15 protein-coding genes are annotated in these 16,231 nt (G+C 64.2%); 3 read left to right on the top strand and 12 right to left on the bottom strand.

The window, feature by feature from the left end; translation table 11 throughout:
• Window positions 1-16: 16 nt before the first annotated feature.
• From F7O44_RS08115 to F7O44_RS08060, 12 genes are all read right to left on the bottom strand, one after another.
• Window positions 17-976 (bottom strand): hypothetical protein, encoded by a 960-nt coding sequence (locus F7O44_RS08115; RefSeq protein WP_162449719.1) that lies wholly within the window; start codon window positions 974-976, stop codon window positions 17-19.
• On the bottom strand, window positions 964-1,593 hold the full coding sequence (locus F7O44_RS08110; protein WP_162449718.1) for a hypothetical protein: 630 nt from the start codon (window positions 1,591-1,593) through the stop codon (window positions 964-966). The genes F7O44_RS08115 and F7O44_RS08110 overlap by 13 nt, the downstream gene beginning before the upstream one ends.
• A 26-nt stretch (window positions 1,594-1,619) precedes the next feature.
• Window positions 1,620-2,030, bottom strand: a complete 411-nt coding sequence (locus tag F7O44_RS08105) for a hypothetical protein (RefSeq protein WP_162449717.1) — start codon at window positions 2,028-2,030, stop codon at window positions 1,620-1,622.
• Between the two features lie 5 nt (window positions 2,031-2,035).
• Window positions 2,036-2,482 (bottom strand): TadE/TadG family type IV pilus assembly protein, encoded by a 447-nt coding sequence (locus F7O44_RS08100; protein WP_162449716.1) that lies wholly within the window; start codon window positions 2,480-2,482, stop codon window positions 2,036-2,038.
• Window positions 2,467-2,847: a TadE/TadG family type IV pilus assembly protein gene (locus F7O44_RS08095; protein ID WP_162449715.1), complete on the bottom strand. Its 381-nt coding sequence runs from the start codon at window positions 2,845-2,847 to the stop codon at window positions 2,467-2,469. The genes F7O44_RS08100 and F7O44_RS08095 overlap by 16 nt, the downstream gene beginning before the upstream one ends.
• A gap of 6 nt (window positions 2,848-2,853) precedes the next feature.
• The gene (locus F7O44_RS08090; RefSeq protein ID WP_162449395.1) at window positions 2,854-3,060 is read right to left on the bottom strand and encodes a hypothetical protein; all 207 of its coding nucleotides are present in this window, start codon (window positions 3,058-3,060) and stop codon (window positions 2,854-2,856) included.
• A 72-nt stretch (window positions 3,061-3,132) separates the two neighbouring features.
• Window positions 3,133-4,017, bottom strand: coding sequence for a type II secretion system F family protein (locus F7O44_RS08085; RefSeq protein ID WP_162449714.1), 885 nt, complete (start codon window positions 4,015-4,017; stop codon window positions 3,133-3,135).
• Window positions 4,017-4,907, bottom strand: coding sequence for a type II secretion system F family protein (locus F7O44_RS08080; RefSeq protein ID WP_162449713.1), 891 nt, complete (start codon window positions 4,905-4,907; stop codon window positions 4,017-4,019). The genes F7O44_RS08085 and F7O44_RS08080 overlap by 1 nt, the downstream gene beginning before the upstream one ends.
• Window positions 4,904-6,139 (bottom strand): ATPase, T2SS/T4P/T4SS family, encoded by a 1,236-nt coding sequence (locus F7O44_RS08075; RefSeq protein WP_162449712.1) that lies wholly within the window; start codon window positions 6,137-6,139, stop codon window positions 4,904-4,906. Before F7O44_RS08075 ends, F7O44_RS08080 begins: the two co-directional genes overlap by 4 nt.
• A gap of 272 nt (window positions 6,140-6,411) precedes the next feature.
• The gene (locus F7O44_RS08070) at window positions 6,412-7,191 is read right to left on the bottom strand and encodes a hypothetical protein (RefSeq protein WP_162449711.1); all 780 of its coding nucleotides are present in this window, start codon (window positions 7,189-7,191) and stop codon (window positions 6,412-6,414) included.
• Window positions 7,192-7,202: 11 nt separating this feature from the next.
• A complete protein-coding gene (locus tag F7O44_RS08065) occupies window positions 7,203-7,922 on the bottom strand; it encodes an SAF domain-containing protein (RefSeq protein WP_162449710.1) in 720 nt (239 codons plus the stop codon).
• Window positions 7,923-8,179: 257 nt separating this feature from the next.
• Window positions 8,180-9,055, bottom strand: coding sequence for a DUF2637 domain-containing protein (locus tag F7O44_RS08060; protein WP_162449709.1), 876 nt, complete (start codon window positions 9,053-9,055; stop codon window positions 8,180-8,182).
• Between the two features lie 621 nt (window positions 9,056-9,676).
• On the opposite strand from F7O44_RS08060, the gene F7O44_RS08055 reads away from it, so the two are divergent.
• From F7O44_RS08055 to F7O44_RS31670, 3 genes are read left to right on the top strand one after another with little or no spacing between them, the layout of a single operon-like run.
• A complete protein-coding gene (locus F7O44_RS08055) occupies window positions 9,677-11,671 on the top strand; it encodes a site-specific DNA-methyltransferase (protein ID WP_222851169.1) in 1,995 nt (664 codons plus the stop codon).
• Complete coding sequence (locus F7O44_RS08050; protein ID WP_162449708.1) at window positions 11,664-14,138, top strand: DEAD/DEAH box helicase family protein; 2,475 nt, start codon at window positions 11,664-11,666, stop codon at window positions 14,136-14,138. Before F7O44_RS08055 ends, F7O44_RS08050 begins: the two co-directional genes overlap by 8 nt.
• The gene (locus F7O44_RS31670) at window positions 14,135-16,081 is read left to right on the top strand and encodes an AAA family ATPase (RefSeq protein ID WP_162449707.1); all 1,947 of its coding nucleotides are present in this window, start codon (window positions 14,135-14,137) and stop codon (window positions 16,079-16,081) included. The genes F7O44_RS08050 and F7O44_RS31670 overlap by 4 nt, the downstream gene beginning before the upstream one ends.
• Window positions 16,082-16,231 lie beyond the last annotated feature (150 nt).

Raw genomic sequence — 16,231 nt, 5'->3', positions numbered from 1 at the left:
TTTGCCGTAGCGCGGCTCACTGTTCGATGAGTTGCCGCTCGCCGATTCGGATTTGCGCAGTGGACGTCAGCGGATCGACATCGAGTTCCCCGGTCTCGCCCGTGGACGATTCCCACGTAGCGATCCACCGGGTCGTCACACTGACCACGTAGGCCTGGCCTGGCTTCGAACCGCTGGTCTGTTCATAGCGATGGCCGCACGTAGGCGAATCGCGCACACCCATGCGCGCCTCGTACGGTGTACCCGGCTCGGTACATACATGACGGCGGCCATCGCCCATATCCCATTCGGCATCCTCAACCGCAGCTGTCACCGTCACCGTGGTACCCCGCTCCGACGCTGAGTCGGTGATGGGGCCCCAGGTCTGCGGAGACGGATCGACGACCCACATCCAGACGGGTGCGCCGACCAGTCCCATTGACCCGGGGTCCTCGTCGATCGGCCGCGGCGCTATACCTACCTCTGCAGGCTCCAGGTCCATGTCGTCGAGGATCTGCTGGGCCAGCACAGCGGAATCGACGGGCGGCAATCCAGGTGGCTCTCCCAGCCACACCACCCGATCGAGCTGGTACGGCGACGGTGTTCCGGTGTTGTGGCCTATATGCATGTGCAACTGATAGATCCAGCCGTCGGGGTAGTTCTCCCATATGCCGTCGTGAAGACAACCTGGGCAGCCGTAGATGCCATCCGGTGCGTAGCGCCCGATCTCGTCGTCGGGAACCGGCCGTACATACCGATCAAATGACGGATCGAACGGGCCGAACGGTCCGGTGCACGGGATGTCCGGGACCGTGGGCTCATTCTGACTGCAGCCCGTGGTTTCTTGTTCCTCGTCGTCCTCGGGCACGCATTGAAACCCGTTGTAGTACTGCCCGTCCTCGCACCCGTACTCAGTCGACGATTCCTCGGCTGCATGGGCGGTGTGCGCGATAGCCACGGTTGATGCCATCGTCAGGGCCACGATCAAGCCTCGCACGGCTCGTCCACGGTGACGTCGATGTCTATCAGGGTCCAACCAGCATCCGGGACATTGGCCCACGTGATGTTCCAGGCCTGGTACTGGGTGGCGTCATCGGCCAGGTCGACGGCCTGTCCGTCGTAGTCGAATGGCTCCAGCTCGGTCATGTCCAGACATGCCTCTGACTCCGCATGCTCTGGTTCACCGTCTTCGGACCCGATGACCACGACGTCGTGGCTCACGATCATCGACTCACCTCGCAGTTCCATGCCTGCAGTGCTCCAACGGCCGGCCCAGTCCAACAGAAGGTTGTAGGCGTCGAGATCGAGTGGCCACGAATCGACAAGGTCAACGACCCATTGCCCCTCGTCATCTGCGTGGTAGTCGCTGGTTGTCGCTCGGTAGTTGTCCCAATCGGCGACGAAGTCCTCCAGAACACCCTGGATCTGCTGTTCCGCTTCATCCTCTGGTGAGGTGGTGGGCGGAGCCGTGAGCGCCGGTGTGGTCACCTCGGCCCGCTCATCGGTCTGGCCATCGGTGGGCACCGGCGCTGCGTCGTCGACATCCTGTGCGCAACCAGCCAGGAGCACAGCCATCGAGCACGCCATCGCCACGAGGACATTCCGAAGGTTCATATCGTTCTCCGACTCCATCTGCTGTTTCATATGTCCTCGCCGATCCGGACTGTGGCCTGACCCCGCCCGGTCACGGAGGAGACGCCGATGATCGACAGCCATACTGTGGGCTCAGTGGTTTGGGTCGTCACGGTGATGGTGTCGCCGCTGATGGCGACGGTGCCGTGGATGCCAGCTTGTTTCAGGTAGCTACTCGCGGCAGCGACCGCTGCCGCGCGATCGAGTCCTATGCCTCCGAGCAGATCATTACCGGTGATGTGCTGCCCGGCTGCGCGTGCGGCTTCGGCGGCGGCATTGTCCGCCCGTTGCATGGCTTGTACCTTGAGGCCGCCGTCGTGCACAAGGCCGATGAGCGCGATCAGAGCGATCGCGAGAACGGTGACGGCCAGGCTGACCGCGCCACGTTCCCCGGACCCGCTTCGTGTTTGCCTGGTCATAATGATCACCGCTGCCGGTAGGTGTCGATAGGGCTGGTCCCGGTCGAGGTGGCTACCCGCTCGGTGATCCCGGGTATCGGGAGGTCCATCACCCGGATGGGGCATGTGATGGTGACCGCGACCGTGGCGTGCTGACCCGCCGGACGGTGGAACCCTGATGTGTCTACATCGATCCCCGTGGACAGGCAGTCGATCCCCTGGCCGGTGAGCGACATGTGCGCCGTGGCGCGGGCTTCGGCTACGGCTTCTGAAGGTGTGCGAGCTATGGAGGCTGCGCGGGCTGCATCGTTGGCTGCCTGTTCGACTGCCCCGGCCGTTGTGCTGACTCGGCCGGCCAGCGCAATGACAGCGATGACGAGGAGCACCCCTGGCAGGCACGCAGCCCATTCCAGCGCTGCCGATCCACGCTCCCCGCCGAGTGGTTGACGTCGCCGGCTCATCGCGTCGTCCACCCCTTCAATGGTGCCGTCGCGCTGTGGCTGACCTTTGGGCCGGACAAGCCCGGCACGAGCGATGGCGCGCGACCAGTCACCGTCACTGTGACCGTCGTTGCGCCATCGCTCTGGGTGACGCTCTTCACCGTCATCACCGATGTCCCGCCAGCATCGGCAATGAACGACGCGGCGCGGGCCGCGCCGTCGCCCCGGGATTCGGCCGACGCGACTCGAGCACCCTCCTGAGCCGCTCCCAAAGCCACGTTGCGGGCGTGAAACCACAGCGCACCTTGCATGACGACCACGAGCGCGAGAATGACCGTTGGCCAGATGATCACTGATTCCAGTGCGATCGCGCCGCGTTCCCGCCGTCGAAGAGTCATGGCCGTTTACGGTTGGATCTCTTCGGAACGGCTAGAGATCACGCTGCCAATCCATACGGCCGCGGCCACCACTATCGGGAAAAGGATGGCTGCGACGATGACGTATTCGAGCGCGGATGCGCCCTTCTCTCGTCGTGCGCTCGCCAGACGATCGCCTATGCGGACACCGAATTCAGCGAGCCGGGTCGTGACGGTCAGGATGCGGTCGGACATGGAGATCTTCCCCTCGGAACGGTGTCAGTTGGTGGCGGTGTGTCGTCTACCTCTCGTGTCGGTGTTTCGGGGCTATTGGATGGCGAGCGCCATCGGGGTAGCGATGATGAGCAGAAATACGATCGAGGTCACCGCGACGGGGGCCGTCGCGCGTTCGGTACGGACACCGGCTTGAGCCTTGTCGTGAGCCAGCAACTCGGCCCGCATGTCTTGGGCACGCGCACGCAGGTTGCCGTAGACGGTTGCGCCCTCGACCCCGGCGAGTTTCATGACGTCACCGACCTTGACCAGTTCGGGCAGGCGAAGCTCCTCTCCGACGTGGCGAAGCGCCTCCCACGCTGGTGTGCCGCGGTATCTAGCACGTGCAAGTTCGTCTCGCAGCCTGCGGAATACCCATGAATCGCCCACGCTCGCGGCGTGTTCGAGCGCTTGGATTGGACCGGCGCCGCCCGCGCGTTCAAGTGCGACGAGATCGACGAAACAGGTCATGGCCCGCGCGAACTCTGCTCTGGCACGGTTGGCCTGGTTCGCCACCATGAAATACGGGATGAGGGATAGGCCGGCCGCGGCGGCGAGACTGAACACTGCGGGTACGACGACGGGCGGTGTCCAGCCCGCCAGGGATGCCGTCAGCGCAGCGACGGTCGGGGAGGCCAAGCCCAGCATCGCTAATACGGCGCGTTCCCCGAGGAACCGGCTCACGCTCATTCCCAACAGGGATAAATCGCGATGTGGTATGCGCATCAGCGTTGACGACCAGCCCCGTCTCAACAAGGCGCCGCCGAGGCGTTCGGGTACCGAGACGCCAGCGCTCCTTGCCAGCGGTGCGATCCGGTGTGTGTTGGTCAGCCTGGCGGCGGCGTCGACGGGATGCGGGTATCTGGGTCGGAATTCCCGGACAACCATGAACGCTCCGAGCCCGGCCACGAGGCCGGCAGCGATCGTCGTCTGAGTCATCACGAAAGTCCACCCCCGACCGTCTGTCGGACCTCGAGATCGAGGATGCGAGTCTGCCGCGGCGAACGGGTAATGCTTCGCAACCACATCAAGCACCCGACGTACAGGCTGAGATACACCGCAAGGACGGCTTGGCCCAAGGTGGTGCCGTACGGCTCGGAGTACGGGGTCACGAAGAGGAACGCCAGGCCACAGACAGTGATGAGCGTGATCACGCGTGCATTGGCGCGTGGCTTGGCTTGTTCCGCGGCCACGTTGCGTCGCATGCGCACGTCGTCGGCGACCGTGTCAGCCAACCCGGTCAGAACCTTGGCCAACTGGGCGCCACGTCGTTGTGCACCGAGGACAAGCGCGGACGCGATCAGATCGCCGGTCGCGTCATCGATGTCGTCCGCCCACGCACGAAGTGCGTCGGGAGTCTCCCAGCGGGCTTGAATCCGGGCTACCAGCCGCCCAACCTCGGCTCGGATGGGTGGCGGAACCGTGGCCAGGCTCGTTCGGATGGCTTGCTCGATGCCAATGCCCGCACCGATCACGCCTGCAAGATCACGCGTCCAGGCGCTCATAGCCTCAAGGCGGGCGATCTCCTGTTTGTCAGCAGAAGTCTGCAGTAGCACCGGCAAGCCGACGATCGCTGCTGGCACCGCAGGGACGGCAAGGAGCCAGCCGGTCAGCAGCCAGATCAATACACCGGCGCCGCATCCCGCCCCGAGCAGGGCTCGTCGGCGACGCTGGGCAGGTGTTTGGCCGCGCACCGCCCGCAATCGTCGGTTCAGGCGGTCCCGACCACGTGCAACGTCGCTCTCAGGCACCGGAATGAGTCCGGCAACAATCAGCCACAAGCCGCCCAAGGTTGTGACAGCGAGAAGCGCAGCTACCGGCGGGTTCATGGCCATTCCTGGGAAGGCCGGTAGCCATGATCAGCCAGTTCACCGATCCAGGGCGGCGGTGTGCCGGGCATGGCCACACCGTTCGGGCCAGCGGTGAACACATCGGTGACGGCCGGCATGCCCCGCTCGCCGGGTTCCAGTGCGATGACCTCGTCCACGTAGCGGCGTTGCTTGACCTGCCCATCGCCGCCACGGTTAGCACGGAGCTTGATATGCACGATCAGGTCGACATGGTGTGCCAACAGCCGATGTGCCAGCACGTCAGTGATGTGTGGACCAGCTTCCAGAAGGCAGGTGGCAAGCCGCTCAATGGCGTCTCGGGCATTGCGAGCGTGAATGGTCGACAGCGAACCCGCCCCTGCTTGAGCCACTTTAAGCATGGGCAACGCCTCAGGTCCGCGGATCTCGCCCACCAGCATGCGGTCCAGATTCAGCCTCAGCGCAGCCTCGAGGAGGTCGTCCAGGGTGACCTCGCCAACCGGACGTCCGTCCGGCCCCTGCTCACCACTTCCCGGCCGCGCGGCCAACGCGATCGGGCGGCGGATGCTGGAGGAACGCAGCTCATCGAGATGAAGCTCGTGCTCGGTCTCGAAGGTGGCGATCTTCTCACCCGGATCAATCACCTGTGTGAGTGCTCGCAGCAGGGTGGTTTTACCTGTGTTCGGCTCCCCCGCGACCAAGATGCTCCGCCGCGCCTGCACTGCGGCGCAAAGGAACGCTGCCAGCTCCGGGGTCAACGTGTGATATTCACCGACGAGCTCGTCAATGGTGACGTTGATCAACCGGTGCCGCCGGATATTAATGACGGTCTGGGTAGCTAACCATCCGATTGCTGCCAGCCGGTGTCCACCGTGCAGATTCAGATGCAAGATCGGACTGTTCTCGGTGAATGTCCGTTCCGTCGTGCCGCCGTGGCTGGCGAGATTCGCCACCATCTCGCGCAGTTCTTCTTCACTGTCGGCAACCGGCGGGAGCTCCTCCACTCGCCCGTACTGGTCCAGGGTGACGACCTTCTCGCAACCGAATACCTCGATGTTTTCCAGTTCAGGATCGTCAACCAAGGGCTGCAATCTGCCCAACCCGAGCAGAGCGTCGAAGATCGCTTTCTCCATTGCAGCCTGACTGTCAGGGGTGATGCTCTGATCCCCTGCCTGGTAAGCGGCACGGACGTGTTCGTCCAGTAGCTCACTGACAATCTGCCGGGCCACATTGCGCCGATGCTCTTCGCTCACACCATCGCTGTCGCGCAGCCGATCCGCGAGCCGGTCTGCCGCTACTCGGCGGAAGCTTCGGATCTGTGCCCAATCGAGATCGCTGCCCTGCGCACCGCCTGACCGCTTACTCGAGCCTGGTGGTCGCGGCCGAGAGCCATTGACGTGGCCGGAACCGACACCATTGCCGGGTGATGAGGAGTTATCACGTGCTCCTGGCCCAGGCGTCCCATGCCCGGTCGCCGCATGCCGCAAGATCGGCAGATCAGTGATGTCGGTACCCGGCGTCGTCGTCATGGCCGGCCGCCTCGCCCGTTCAGCACGTACTCGCGTCGTTGGGCAACACGGTTCAGCTCGCTGATCGCCGATCGGACGCTTCGCATCAGCGGCGACTTCTCAAAACGAGTCCGGCTGGTGATCTCCTTGCCGCCGGATAGCCGATCCGCATTGACCGGATCCCAGGCAACCGTGGCCCACACAGGTAGGCCGGTGGCCCGGCCTACGTCTTTCGATGAATGCGGCTGGCCCTCGCCGACAACGATCGCCCCTACCCGGTCGTTCGCCACGTCGGCGTCACCACGGAGCTCAGCAGCGTTCGCAGCTAAAGACACGATGTGATCGAGCTTGCTCCGCGTGACCACCGCGGACAACGTCGCCCGATCGACCAGCGCCTTCGGCGCCTCGCGCATGCCGACCCGTCCGGCGTCGATCACCACGTCGATCCCGTGGCTGGGCAACGTGACGAGAAGAGCCGCCAACGCCTCCCAGAAGTCCTTCGTCAAGGTCGCGCGCTGCGCGGAATTCGCCAGCCCTGGCAACACCAGCCGGTCAGAATCAAGTGGCAACTCGCGTGTGACACCACGCAAGGTGGCGAGGTTCAGAGCATTGTTCCGGGCCGCTATGGCGAGATCGACCATATTCGGTGCCGGCTCGGCCTCACCTCGCAGGTGACCTGCATTAATGCTCGAACTTCCCGAGACATCGCCCTCCACGAGCAGCGCAGGCCGCGGCCAGGCGAGCGTCAACGCAAGTGCCAGCGTCGTCACACCCGGGGCGCCACGTGTTGACGTCAAGGCCAAAACCGTCACAACCCGTCACCGTCCTCCTCCAGCGAGTCCAAGACGATTCCGACACGACCAGTGGCAACCCGCGCGACAAGATCACCGGCCACGTTGCTACGAACCAAAACATTGACGACGATGTGGCCCGTCGTGACGTCGCTGGTGACACTCACAACCGACGCGGCGATCGAGTCCGGCGTCGTCGCCGGCGGATCGTCTCCCGCATTCGGTGTATCGAAGATCCGCACGCGTGAGCCCGGAGCAATTGGCTCAGTTGGCAGCTGCGCCTCTGTGACGGCAACGCCAACAACTGTTTCACCCGCCGCTGGCAGCATCTGAGTAGTTACGGACTCGTCAGTGAGCAGGCTCCCCCGCGACAGGTCCGCCGCGGCGCGTTGACCGACGATCTCAGGAATGCGCGAGGCGGGAATCGGCGCCAAGGCCGGATCCGGCATCGCTGAAGCGGTGGTCAAGTCATGTTCGCTGATGACGTGCCCCCTAGGCACGTCCGCCATCATCGCGATCACCTCGACCGCGTCGCTGGCCCGTTCGGCGAGCACATAGGCACCGCCACCGCCCAAGGCCAGAAATGCGACGCCCAGCCCAATGAGTCCGCGCCGTCGCGAGTACCGCACTCGTGCAGCCGTTCCGCGTTCACGAACATCCAGCAAGCCGGTGTGGCCGTTGGGCGCCGAACCAACGCCTTGATCGCCTACATCATGCGCGGCCGTCTTGGGCATCATGCTTGTCTCGCCCGCACAAGAGGAACGAATCCGCAGATGCGATCCACCCACCGGCTCATCATGTATCTCCCCTCAGCCGCCTGGCGCCCCTCCCTGAGCGTCAGACACCTGGTCAATGACCCGTTGAAAGATCGTGTTCTTCCAACTGTCATGACACTTAAATGATCTTGCACAGCCTGCCGCGATTCCGCAAGGGGCCAATTGGGACCGCAACGCCTGCTCAGCCGACGTCGCGCGGCGCTCCAGGACCATGCCCATCACGACGCCTCCGGCGGCGCTCCGTTGGCATTGGCCGCCAAACGAACGTCGGCGGCAACGAAGCGCCGGCTTACCGTCGGCTCGGCGAAATGGGACTCGCCATCTCTAACGGCTTGCAGCCACCGCCGGCCCGTAGAAGGCGATACCCCGTAGCGTTCAGCCACCATCGCTCCAGTCACCGCATGACCCGCTTCGCGTTCCTCTTGTAACCAGACGCTCAGGTCTTCCAGGGTGGGCCGCACTCGCCGCGTCTCACTAGTCCGCTGGTGAGGGCGTGGAACGGCGTCCGTCCCGCCCAACCCGTCCGGAAGGTCATCCCGCACGACGCCGTGGTCTTCCCCGCCACCGGAGACGCCATCGCTCACATCGACGCCTCGCCACGTCTGCCCGTCTCCGCGTGTGTCCCGGCGCGGCTCGGCTGCAGGAGCAAGCAGCACAACGAGCATGTGCGATGCACACAGCAACGCCGCCGGCGGGACAGCACTGACCAGCGTCGCCACTAATAGCGACACCCGGGACAGGTCAGCGTGCGACGCCGCGTGCAGGGCATTGCCCGCAACGCTCACGGATGCCGCGATCGCGAGCGTCACCCAGGGGTACCACGCGATACGCCAACCACGCGGCCGCAGCAATACAGCGGCGACCGTGGCCACGCAGATGAAACCGTCCACAACCAGCGGCCAGATCCATGCCAAACGCTCCTCGATCCCGGAAGCGACTGCCAGATCTCGCAGAGCATCAAATGACAAGCTGAAGGCAGCCACGCCAAGAACGACTACAGCGATCGATAGTGCGACGAGCACCTTTCGCCGGATCGCCTCAGAATCTCGCCCCGACTTTCGCAACGACGCGACCGTCGGACTCGCGCTCCGCACCAGCCCGCCTCCTATCAGACGTAGTAATCCCTACATCTGGCCAGGGAGACGCCCGGCCGCGCACATCACAACGGATTGGCTCCGATCACGAATCAGTAGGCCGCGCTCGCAAACTCAAAGCGCTCGTCGCAGCCCGTGAGCGCCTGCAAGCATCTACCCGGGGCCGGATTTCCGACGGTCGAGGCTGACGGCCCAACACCGTCTCTGGCGGTAGCGCAGAAATTGCGTAATGCACAGAGAGTGTCCCGGTCAGACTAGAGCTGCACCGTCGACTCCCTCCAGCGCGTCTTTCCCATAGGGCGCCCTCGCACGGCGCAAAGCCAGCGATTTGGCGTAATCGCCTGCGAGCCAGCTCGCCGCCGGCGTCATGACCCTGTGGGTATTGCTGAGATCTCACCTGGAAAGCCCAGCGGTAGACGCAGAATCCCGACACACAAGCGCTCACGACCGCGCGGCGCTCATGATGACGCCGAGCGAGGAGACTGGTTGAGTCGGCCTGGGGCGCGGTGCCGGGATTGCTCTCGGTCCGTTTCCCAGGCCGACTCAACCAGGGTCCGCTACGAACTGTCGGTCGTGTCCGACAAGATGTAGACCGAAGGGCAAGTGGAACGGGAGACGATAGTGAACAAGCACACAGGACGGCTTGAGCTGACCTGGACCGACAAGGAGAAGACGCTCCTGTCGACAGGTGATGGTCAGTACGACTACACGTTCGTCGACCCGTCGGACTACCGCGTTTCGGAAGTCCGGCTGCTCCACGCGGTGGATCGTGTCGCGGCCCCTACTCCCGAAGGGCGTCCCGATGACCTGCCTGAGCCGACCGACGACAACCTGCTCATCACGGGCGACGCGATGCACGCGCTCGATGCGCTCGCGAAAATCCCCGAGTACTCAGAGAAGTACCTGGGGAAGGTGAAGCTGGTCTACATCGACCCGCCGTTCAACACAGGGCAGGCGTTCACGAACTACGAGGACAACATCGAGCACTCGATCTGGCTGACGATGCTTCGGGACCGGCTGCGACAGATTCTCCCCCTGCTTGCCCGGGACGGATCCATCTGGGTCCACCTGGACGACGTCGAGGTGCATCGCTGCCGGGCGGTCATGGACGAAGAACTCGGTCCCGAGAACTTCCTCGCTGAGGTCGTGTGGCAGAAGGCCACATCGCCGCGAAACGACACGACCGGCATATCGGTCTCACACGACAGCCTGCTTGTGTATCGCAAGACCGACCAGTGGTCACCGAATCGGATGAAGCGGCTCGCCTCCTCGAACACCTCTCGCTACCGCTCGCGGGACGGTGACCCGGTTCCTTGGCGCGACGGCGATGCAACGGCGGGGAAGGCCGCTACCAACCACCCTATGGTCTACGCCATCCAGCACCCGGTCACGGGCGGCCTCATGTACCCGACCCCCGGACGATGCTGGGGTAAGGCACAATCCTGGTTCCTCGACCAGATGAACGAGTACGCGAAGTACGAACTGCGCGACATAGGGGACGAAGAGCGGCGCGCTGTCATCTGCGGAACCACACCCAACGAGGTGCGAGCGGGTGTCCCGGCCATCATGCTCGCGGAGCCACTGGCGGACGCCGCTAAGTCGGCGCGCGCCCGACACGAGGCCGGCCAATGGCCAGATTTGGTGTTCCTCGACCTGAACAAGGAGCGCCTCCAGCGCAAGAAGCATCTGGCCGACGAGGGGCGCGTTCCGGAGACACTGTGGTTCGCCTCAGACGTCGGCGGCTCGCTCCGAGGTAAGAATCAGATTCGCGACCTGTTCCCCGACCTCCACGCCTTCGCCACCCCGAAGCCCGAAGAACTGCTCCAGAGAGTCATCCACATCGCCACCGACCCCGGTGACATCGTGCTCGACTGCTACGCCGGTTCCGGAACGACCGCAGCGGTTGCACACAAGATGGGACGCCGCTGGGTAACCTCCGAGCTGCTGCCCGCCACGGTGGGCAGGTATACCAAGCCGCGGCTCACCCGAGTGGTCAAGGGTGACGACCCAGGCGGGGTCACAACGTCGAGCGAGCGCGTTGCTGCCGCTGCCCTTCCGGACGGCGTGACGCCCGACGAGGCACAAGAGTTCAACCGGCTGCTCAACAAGGTGGCCAACGGCCAGGGTGACCTCGATATCGACACCCTGACGGCGCTTCGGAAACTCACCAAGACCAAGGTCGAGACCAGCACTCTATGGCACGGCGGTGGCGGTTTCGCACACCTGGAGGTCGGCCCCTCCATGTTCGAGGACGTCTACGGCATGGTGCTGCTCGCCGACTGGGCCACCCAGGGCGACCTGGCCGAGGCGATGTGCGCCCAACTGGAGGTCACCTACGCCCCTGACGGGATCTTCGCCGCCAAGGAAGGCACCGTCCGGTACGTGGTGGTCGACGGGCTCGTCGGGGAGTCCACCGTCCGCTCCATCCTCGACCAACTCCCCGAAGGGCAGATCGTTGAGGTGTGGGCGACCCAGGTCGCTGACGGCGCGGCTGACCTGCTCCGAAAGGAGCGGAAGGGTTCCCGGCTCGAAGCGATCCCTGACTCCGTCCTCGATCGGTACCGTAGGAAGGCGTCGAACGGTTCACCGTTCAAGAAGGAGAAGACCAGTGAGTGACCTGAAGGTCGACGAGCACCTGCTCGAAGAGGTCCGACACAGGCTGACCCTGCGAACTCCGAACTACCAGGCGGTCGAGTCGGTCGCCTACATGATGAGCCAGCACTACGACGTCGAGGAGAGGCAGGAGCCGTTCGAGTGCATCGTCGACTCCGCCACCGGTGTCGGGAAGACGTACATCATGGCCGGGCTAATCGAGTACCTTGCCGGAATCGACACCCCGGCCCGCAACTTCCTGATCCTCACCCCGGGCCGAACCATCCGCGACAAGACGGTCCGAAACTTCACCCCGGGTGACGACAAGGCGATCACAAGCTCGATGAGGTCGGATCCGGTAGTTGTCACAGCTGACAACTTCGACTCCGCCGCCATCGCGAAGGCGATCACGGACACCTCGAAGACGAAGGTGTACATCTTCACTGTTCAGGCGCTCACGAAGCCGGACACAGACGCCGGGCGGGCTACCCACGACTACCAGGAGTTCCTCGGCGCCTCATTCTATGACTGGCTCGGCACACTGGACGATCTGGTGATCCTGGCTGACGAGCACCACTGTTACCGCGGGCCGGCGTTCTCGAGAACCATCACCAACCTCAACCCTGAACTCGTAGTCGGTGTGACCGCCACCCCGGACTCCAGGGACCAGGACCTCGTCGTCTACCGGTACCCGCTGGCCAAGGCGATCGAGGACGAGTATGTGAAGATCCCAGTCCTCGTAGCCCGCCAGGACGACAGGAGCGACGACCAGACCAAGCTCCTGGACGGAGTCACGCTGCTCAAGCACAAGGAGCGGGTCAGCGAGGCGTGGGCGGCAGAGAACGGAGTCATGCCGGTGCGCCCCGTCATGCTCGTGATTGCCCAGACCATTGAGGACGCAGAAACTTACCGGGACATCCTCGACTCCGCGAGCTTCGACAGTGGGGCCTGGGTAAGCAAGACCCTTCTCGTCCACTCGAAGCTGTCCGGTGACGACAAGGAGAAGGCCCTCGCCGAATTGGACGCCGTGGAGGACCCGTCATCTACAGTTCGGATCATCATCTCTATCGGGATGCTCAAGGAGGGCTGGGACGTCAAGAACGTCTACGTCATCGCCTCCATGCGCGCGTCTGTCTCCGAGGTCCTGACCGAGCAGACTCTCGGCCGCGGCATGCGCCTCCCGTACGGCAAGTACACCGGCGAGCAGATGCTCGACACCGTCGAGGTCCTCGCACACGAGAAGTACGAGGCGCTGCTGAAGAAGCGTCAGGCGCTCTCCCAGTCGATGGTCGACCACCGGATCCTCACCCAGGTCCGGACCACCGGCGACGGCAAGAAGGTCGTTCGTAAGAAGACCGAGGAGGTCGAGAATCCCTTCGAGGACCAGCCCACCCCCGCACCGCAGGGCGGCGAGGTGGGCTTCCTGGTCTCGGAGGAGCCCGTAGAACACGTCCAGTCGCTCGACGACCACCTCAAGCAGATCGAGGAATGGGCCAAGGACATCCCAGACGAGGCCCGGACCCACCTGCCGCTGCCGGACCGGGAACCCATCCGCATTCCGTACGTGCAGCGGGTGGCGCAGGCCCAGGCGGTGTCACTGAACCAGGTCCACGAGATGAAGCCTTTCGAAGACCTCGGCAAGGCGCTCAAGCACGAGGCCGGCGACGAACTCATCCGGACCGCGCTCAAAGCCAAGGGTGGCCAGATCAAGGGACAGAAGGCTGAAGACACCGTCGAGGCGCTCCACCTGGACACGCCCCTGGAGACGTCGCGGAGGGGCCTCATCGACCGCGTGATGAAGGTAAAGGGCGTCGAGCGCCGCAAGAGCGAGCTCAACGCAGCAGGATCGATCGTCGACACCGTGCTCGAGGCGATGGGCGACACCGCGGCTGAGAACCTTTCCGCCTACTTCGACCGTGCCGCCAGACGTCTCGAATCCGAGGTCTCCAAGCAAATTCGGGAGCGCGCCCGGATTGACGTCGTCTTTGATGACAGGGTACAGACCGCCGACCTGGACAAGCCCCGGATCGCCCGCCGGAAGCACGAGGCCGACCACACCGACACGTTCGAGCGCTCTCTGGCCTACAACGGCTGGGAGAAGAACGCCTACGAGTACGCCTGGTTCGACTCCTCCCCTGAGTACAAGACCGCCGGCGCCGTGGATGCCGACGGCAACGTCGTGGTGTGGGCCCGGCTTCACCGCAACGACATCCCGATCACCTGGACCCAGGAGGGACGGGAGTACAACCCAGACCTCGTTGTCATCGAGGCCGTCGACGACAAGCGAACCTGCTGGCTCGTCGAGACCAAGATGAACAAGGAGGTGACGTCCGCCGAGGTGACCGCGAAGAAGAGGGCGGCGCGTACCTGGGCGAACACCGTCAACAACTCGGGGCAAGTCGATGGTCGCTGGCAGTACCTGCTGCTGAGCGAGGACGACGTGAACGACGCTGCCGGTTCCTGGGCACAGATGAAGGACTTCGGGCAGTGAAGTGCACGGAGATCCACTTCGAGGGGTACAAACGTCTGGCCAACGCCAAGTGCAACGTGAGCCCCCGTCTCCTCGCCTTCGTCGGGCAGAACGAAGCGGGAAAGTCATCCGTCCTGGGTGGCCTAGCGTGGCTCACCGAGGAGGGCGAAACCGCGCTCGCGCCTCTTGACGCCTGCCGATCCAACAAAAAGGACGGTGGCTGGATCGTCGGCGCTCGCTACCGCTTCGATGACGAAGACCTCGCGGCGTTGGAGGAGCTCGGTCTCAGGGACGTCCCGCGGGGATTCTCTCTGTGGAAGCAGCTTGACGGTCGCCTTCGCGTCACCTTCGACAACCCTGACAAGCCCAAGCGTGACCCGCAGCCGTTCATCGCCGCCGCCCAGGCGCTGACAGCGGCCACCGATCGTCTCCGATTGCAGACGGAAGGGGCCGACGATGAGGATGCGCAGGACAAGGAGGACGACCCTGCGTCGTGGGCCAGCCTGGCGAGCGGACTCCTCGACGAACCGGACCACCAGTGGTCAGAGACCGACCAGGAAACGGTCATCACGCTGGCCGACTGGCTCGACGAAACGCCTCCGAACCGGAAAAGGGCCCGTGACCCAAAGGCCGCCGCCTTGATTCGCGTCGCTGCCGAGATCGGGGGCGCTGAGCATCCTGCCGACGCGGGCCTAGACCTGATGCGCAAGCGGGTGCCGAGGTTCGTCGCGTTCGCGGAGGGTGACCGGGCCCTCCCCACGGACACTCCGATCCACACAGAGGAGGCGCGAGCGGGGATCCGTCCTGCCATCCGGAATCTGCTCACCGTCGCAGGTATCGACGTCGAGGAACTGTGGGCGGCATGCGCCGCCAGCGACTCGGGCGAAGCGAAGACGATCCTGGGCAATGGCAACGAGCGACTCGACGCGTTCTTCGGACAAGCCTGGAACCAGGCGAACATCTCAGTCCATCTGGACGTGAACGGACGCGTCCTTACGACCCACATCTACGAGATCGACAACAAGCGGTACACCCGCATCGAGGAGCGCAGCGACGGGCTCCGTGCCTTCGTCGCACTCGCGGCCTTCTTGGAGGCACAAGACTTCAGCACCCTACCGATCCTGCTCATCGACGAGGCGGAGACGCATCTCCACTTCGATGCGCAGGCAGACCTTGTCGGGGTGCTGCTCAAGCAGGTTAAAGCGACGCAAATTTTCTACACGACCCACTCGCCAGGTTGCCTGCCGAGCGACCTGGGCACGGGGATCCGACTGCTGAAACGGAACGGCCCCACGAGCGACATCGTGTCCCACTTCTGGACGAATGAGGCCCCCGGATTCGGAGCACTCCTCTTCGCGATGGGCGCAGGCGCTGCGGCGTTCTCCGCATGTCGATGGGCGGTCCTTGCCGAGGGACCCTCCGAGATGATCCTGCTCCCTACTCTGCTCCGGCAGGCGACCGAGCTCGATGACCTGCCGTACCAAGTGGCCCCGGGCCTCTCGAACGCGCGGGCCTATGACATGGATGTAGAGGAGATCGCCGCCAAGGTTGTGTACTTGGCAGACGGTGACGGTGACGGTGACCGATACCAGAGAGAACTCGAGGGTGCCGGAGTCGACTCCGAGCGTATCTTCGGTCTGCCACGAGGACGTGCGCTCGAAGACCTGCTCGATCCGACGCTCTACCTCGAAACCGTGGCGGGCATGCTCGCCGACGGAGCGCCGAAGCCATCAGTCAAGGACATGGAACCGGGCATTCCGATCGCCCTGTCGCTAGCGCGGTGGGCTGCGCAACAATCGCCAGCGGTGGAGCTCCCCGGCAAGGTCGCTGTCGCATACGCCGTCCTCGACAGCTCGGAGATCACATTGGCGACGGGAGCCCAGGCGACCCTCAAGAGGCTGCATACCGACTTCGTGGCCGCTCTGATGCGACGCGAATCAGTCGACGCGACCACCAAAGCTTGACCAGCCGTCACCGCGCGCCAAAGGTCCAGCTCCAACCAACCGTCCAGCACAGCTCTATCGATCCAGTAGACAACGCATGGAAGACGGGCAAGCATCGATCAAAGCGATCAGCCGCTGACACCAGTCAGGCTCGCCCTCGATCGACGGCAG

Origin of the sequence: Phytoactinopolyspora mesophila (assembly GCF_010122465.1) — a bacterium.
GTDB classification, from domain to species: Bacteria; Actinomycetota; Actinomycetes; order Jiangellales; family Jiangellaceae; genus Phytoactinopolyspora; species Phytoactinopolyspora mesophila.
Note: the sequence above shows the minus strand (reverse complement) of the source record. Positions and strands in the feature narration are given on the sequence as shown.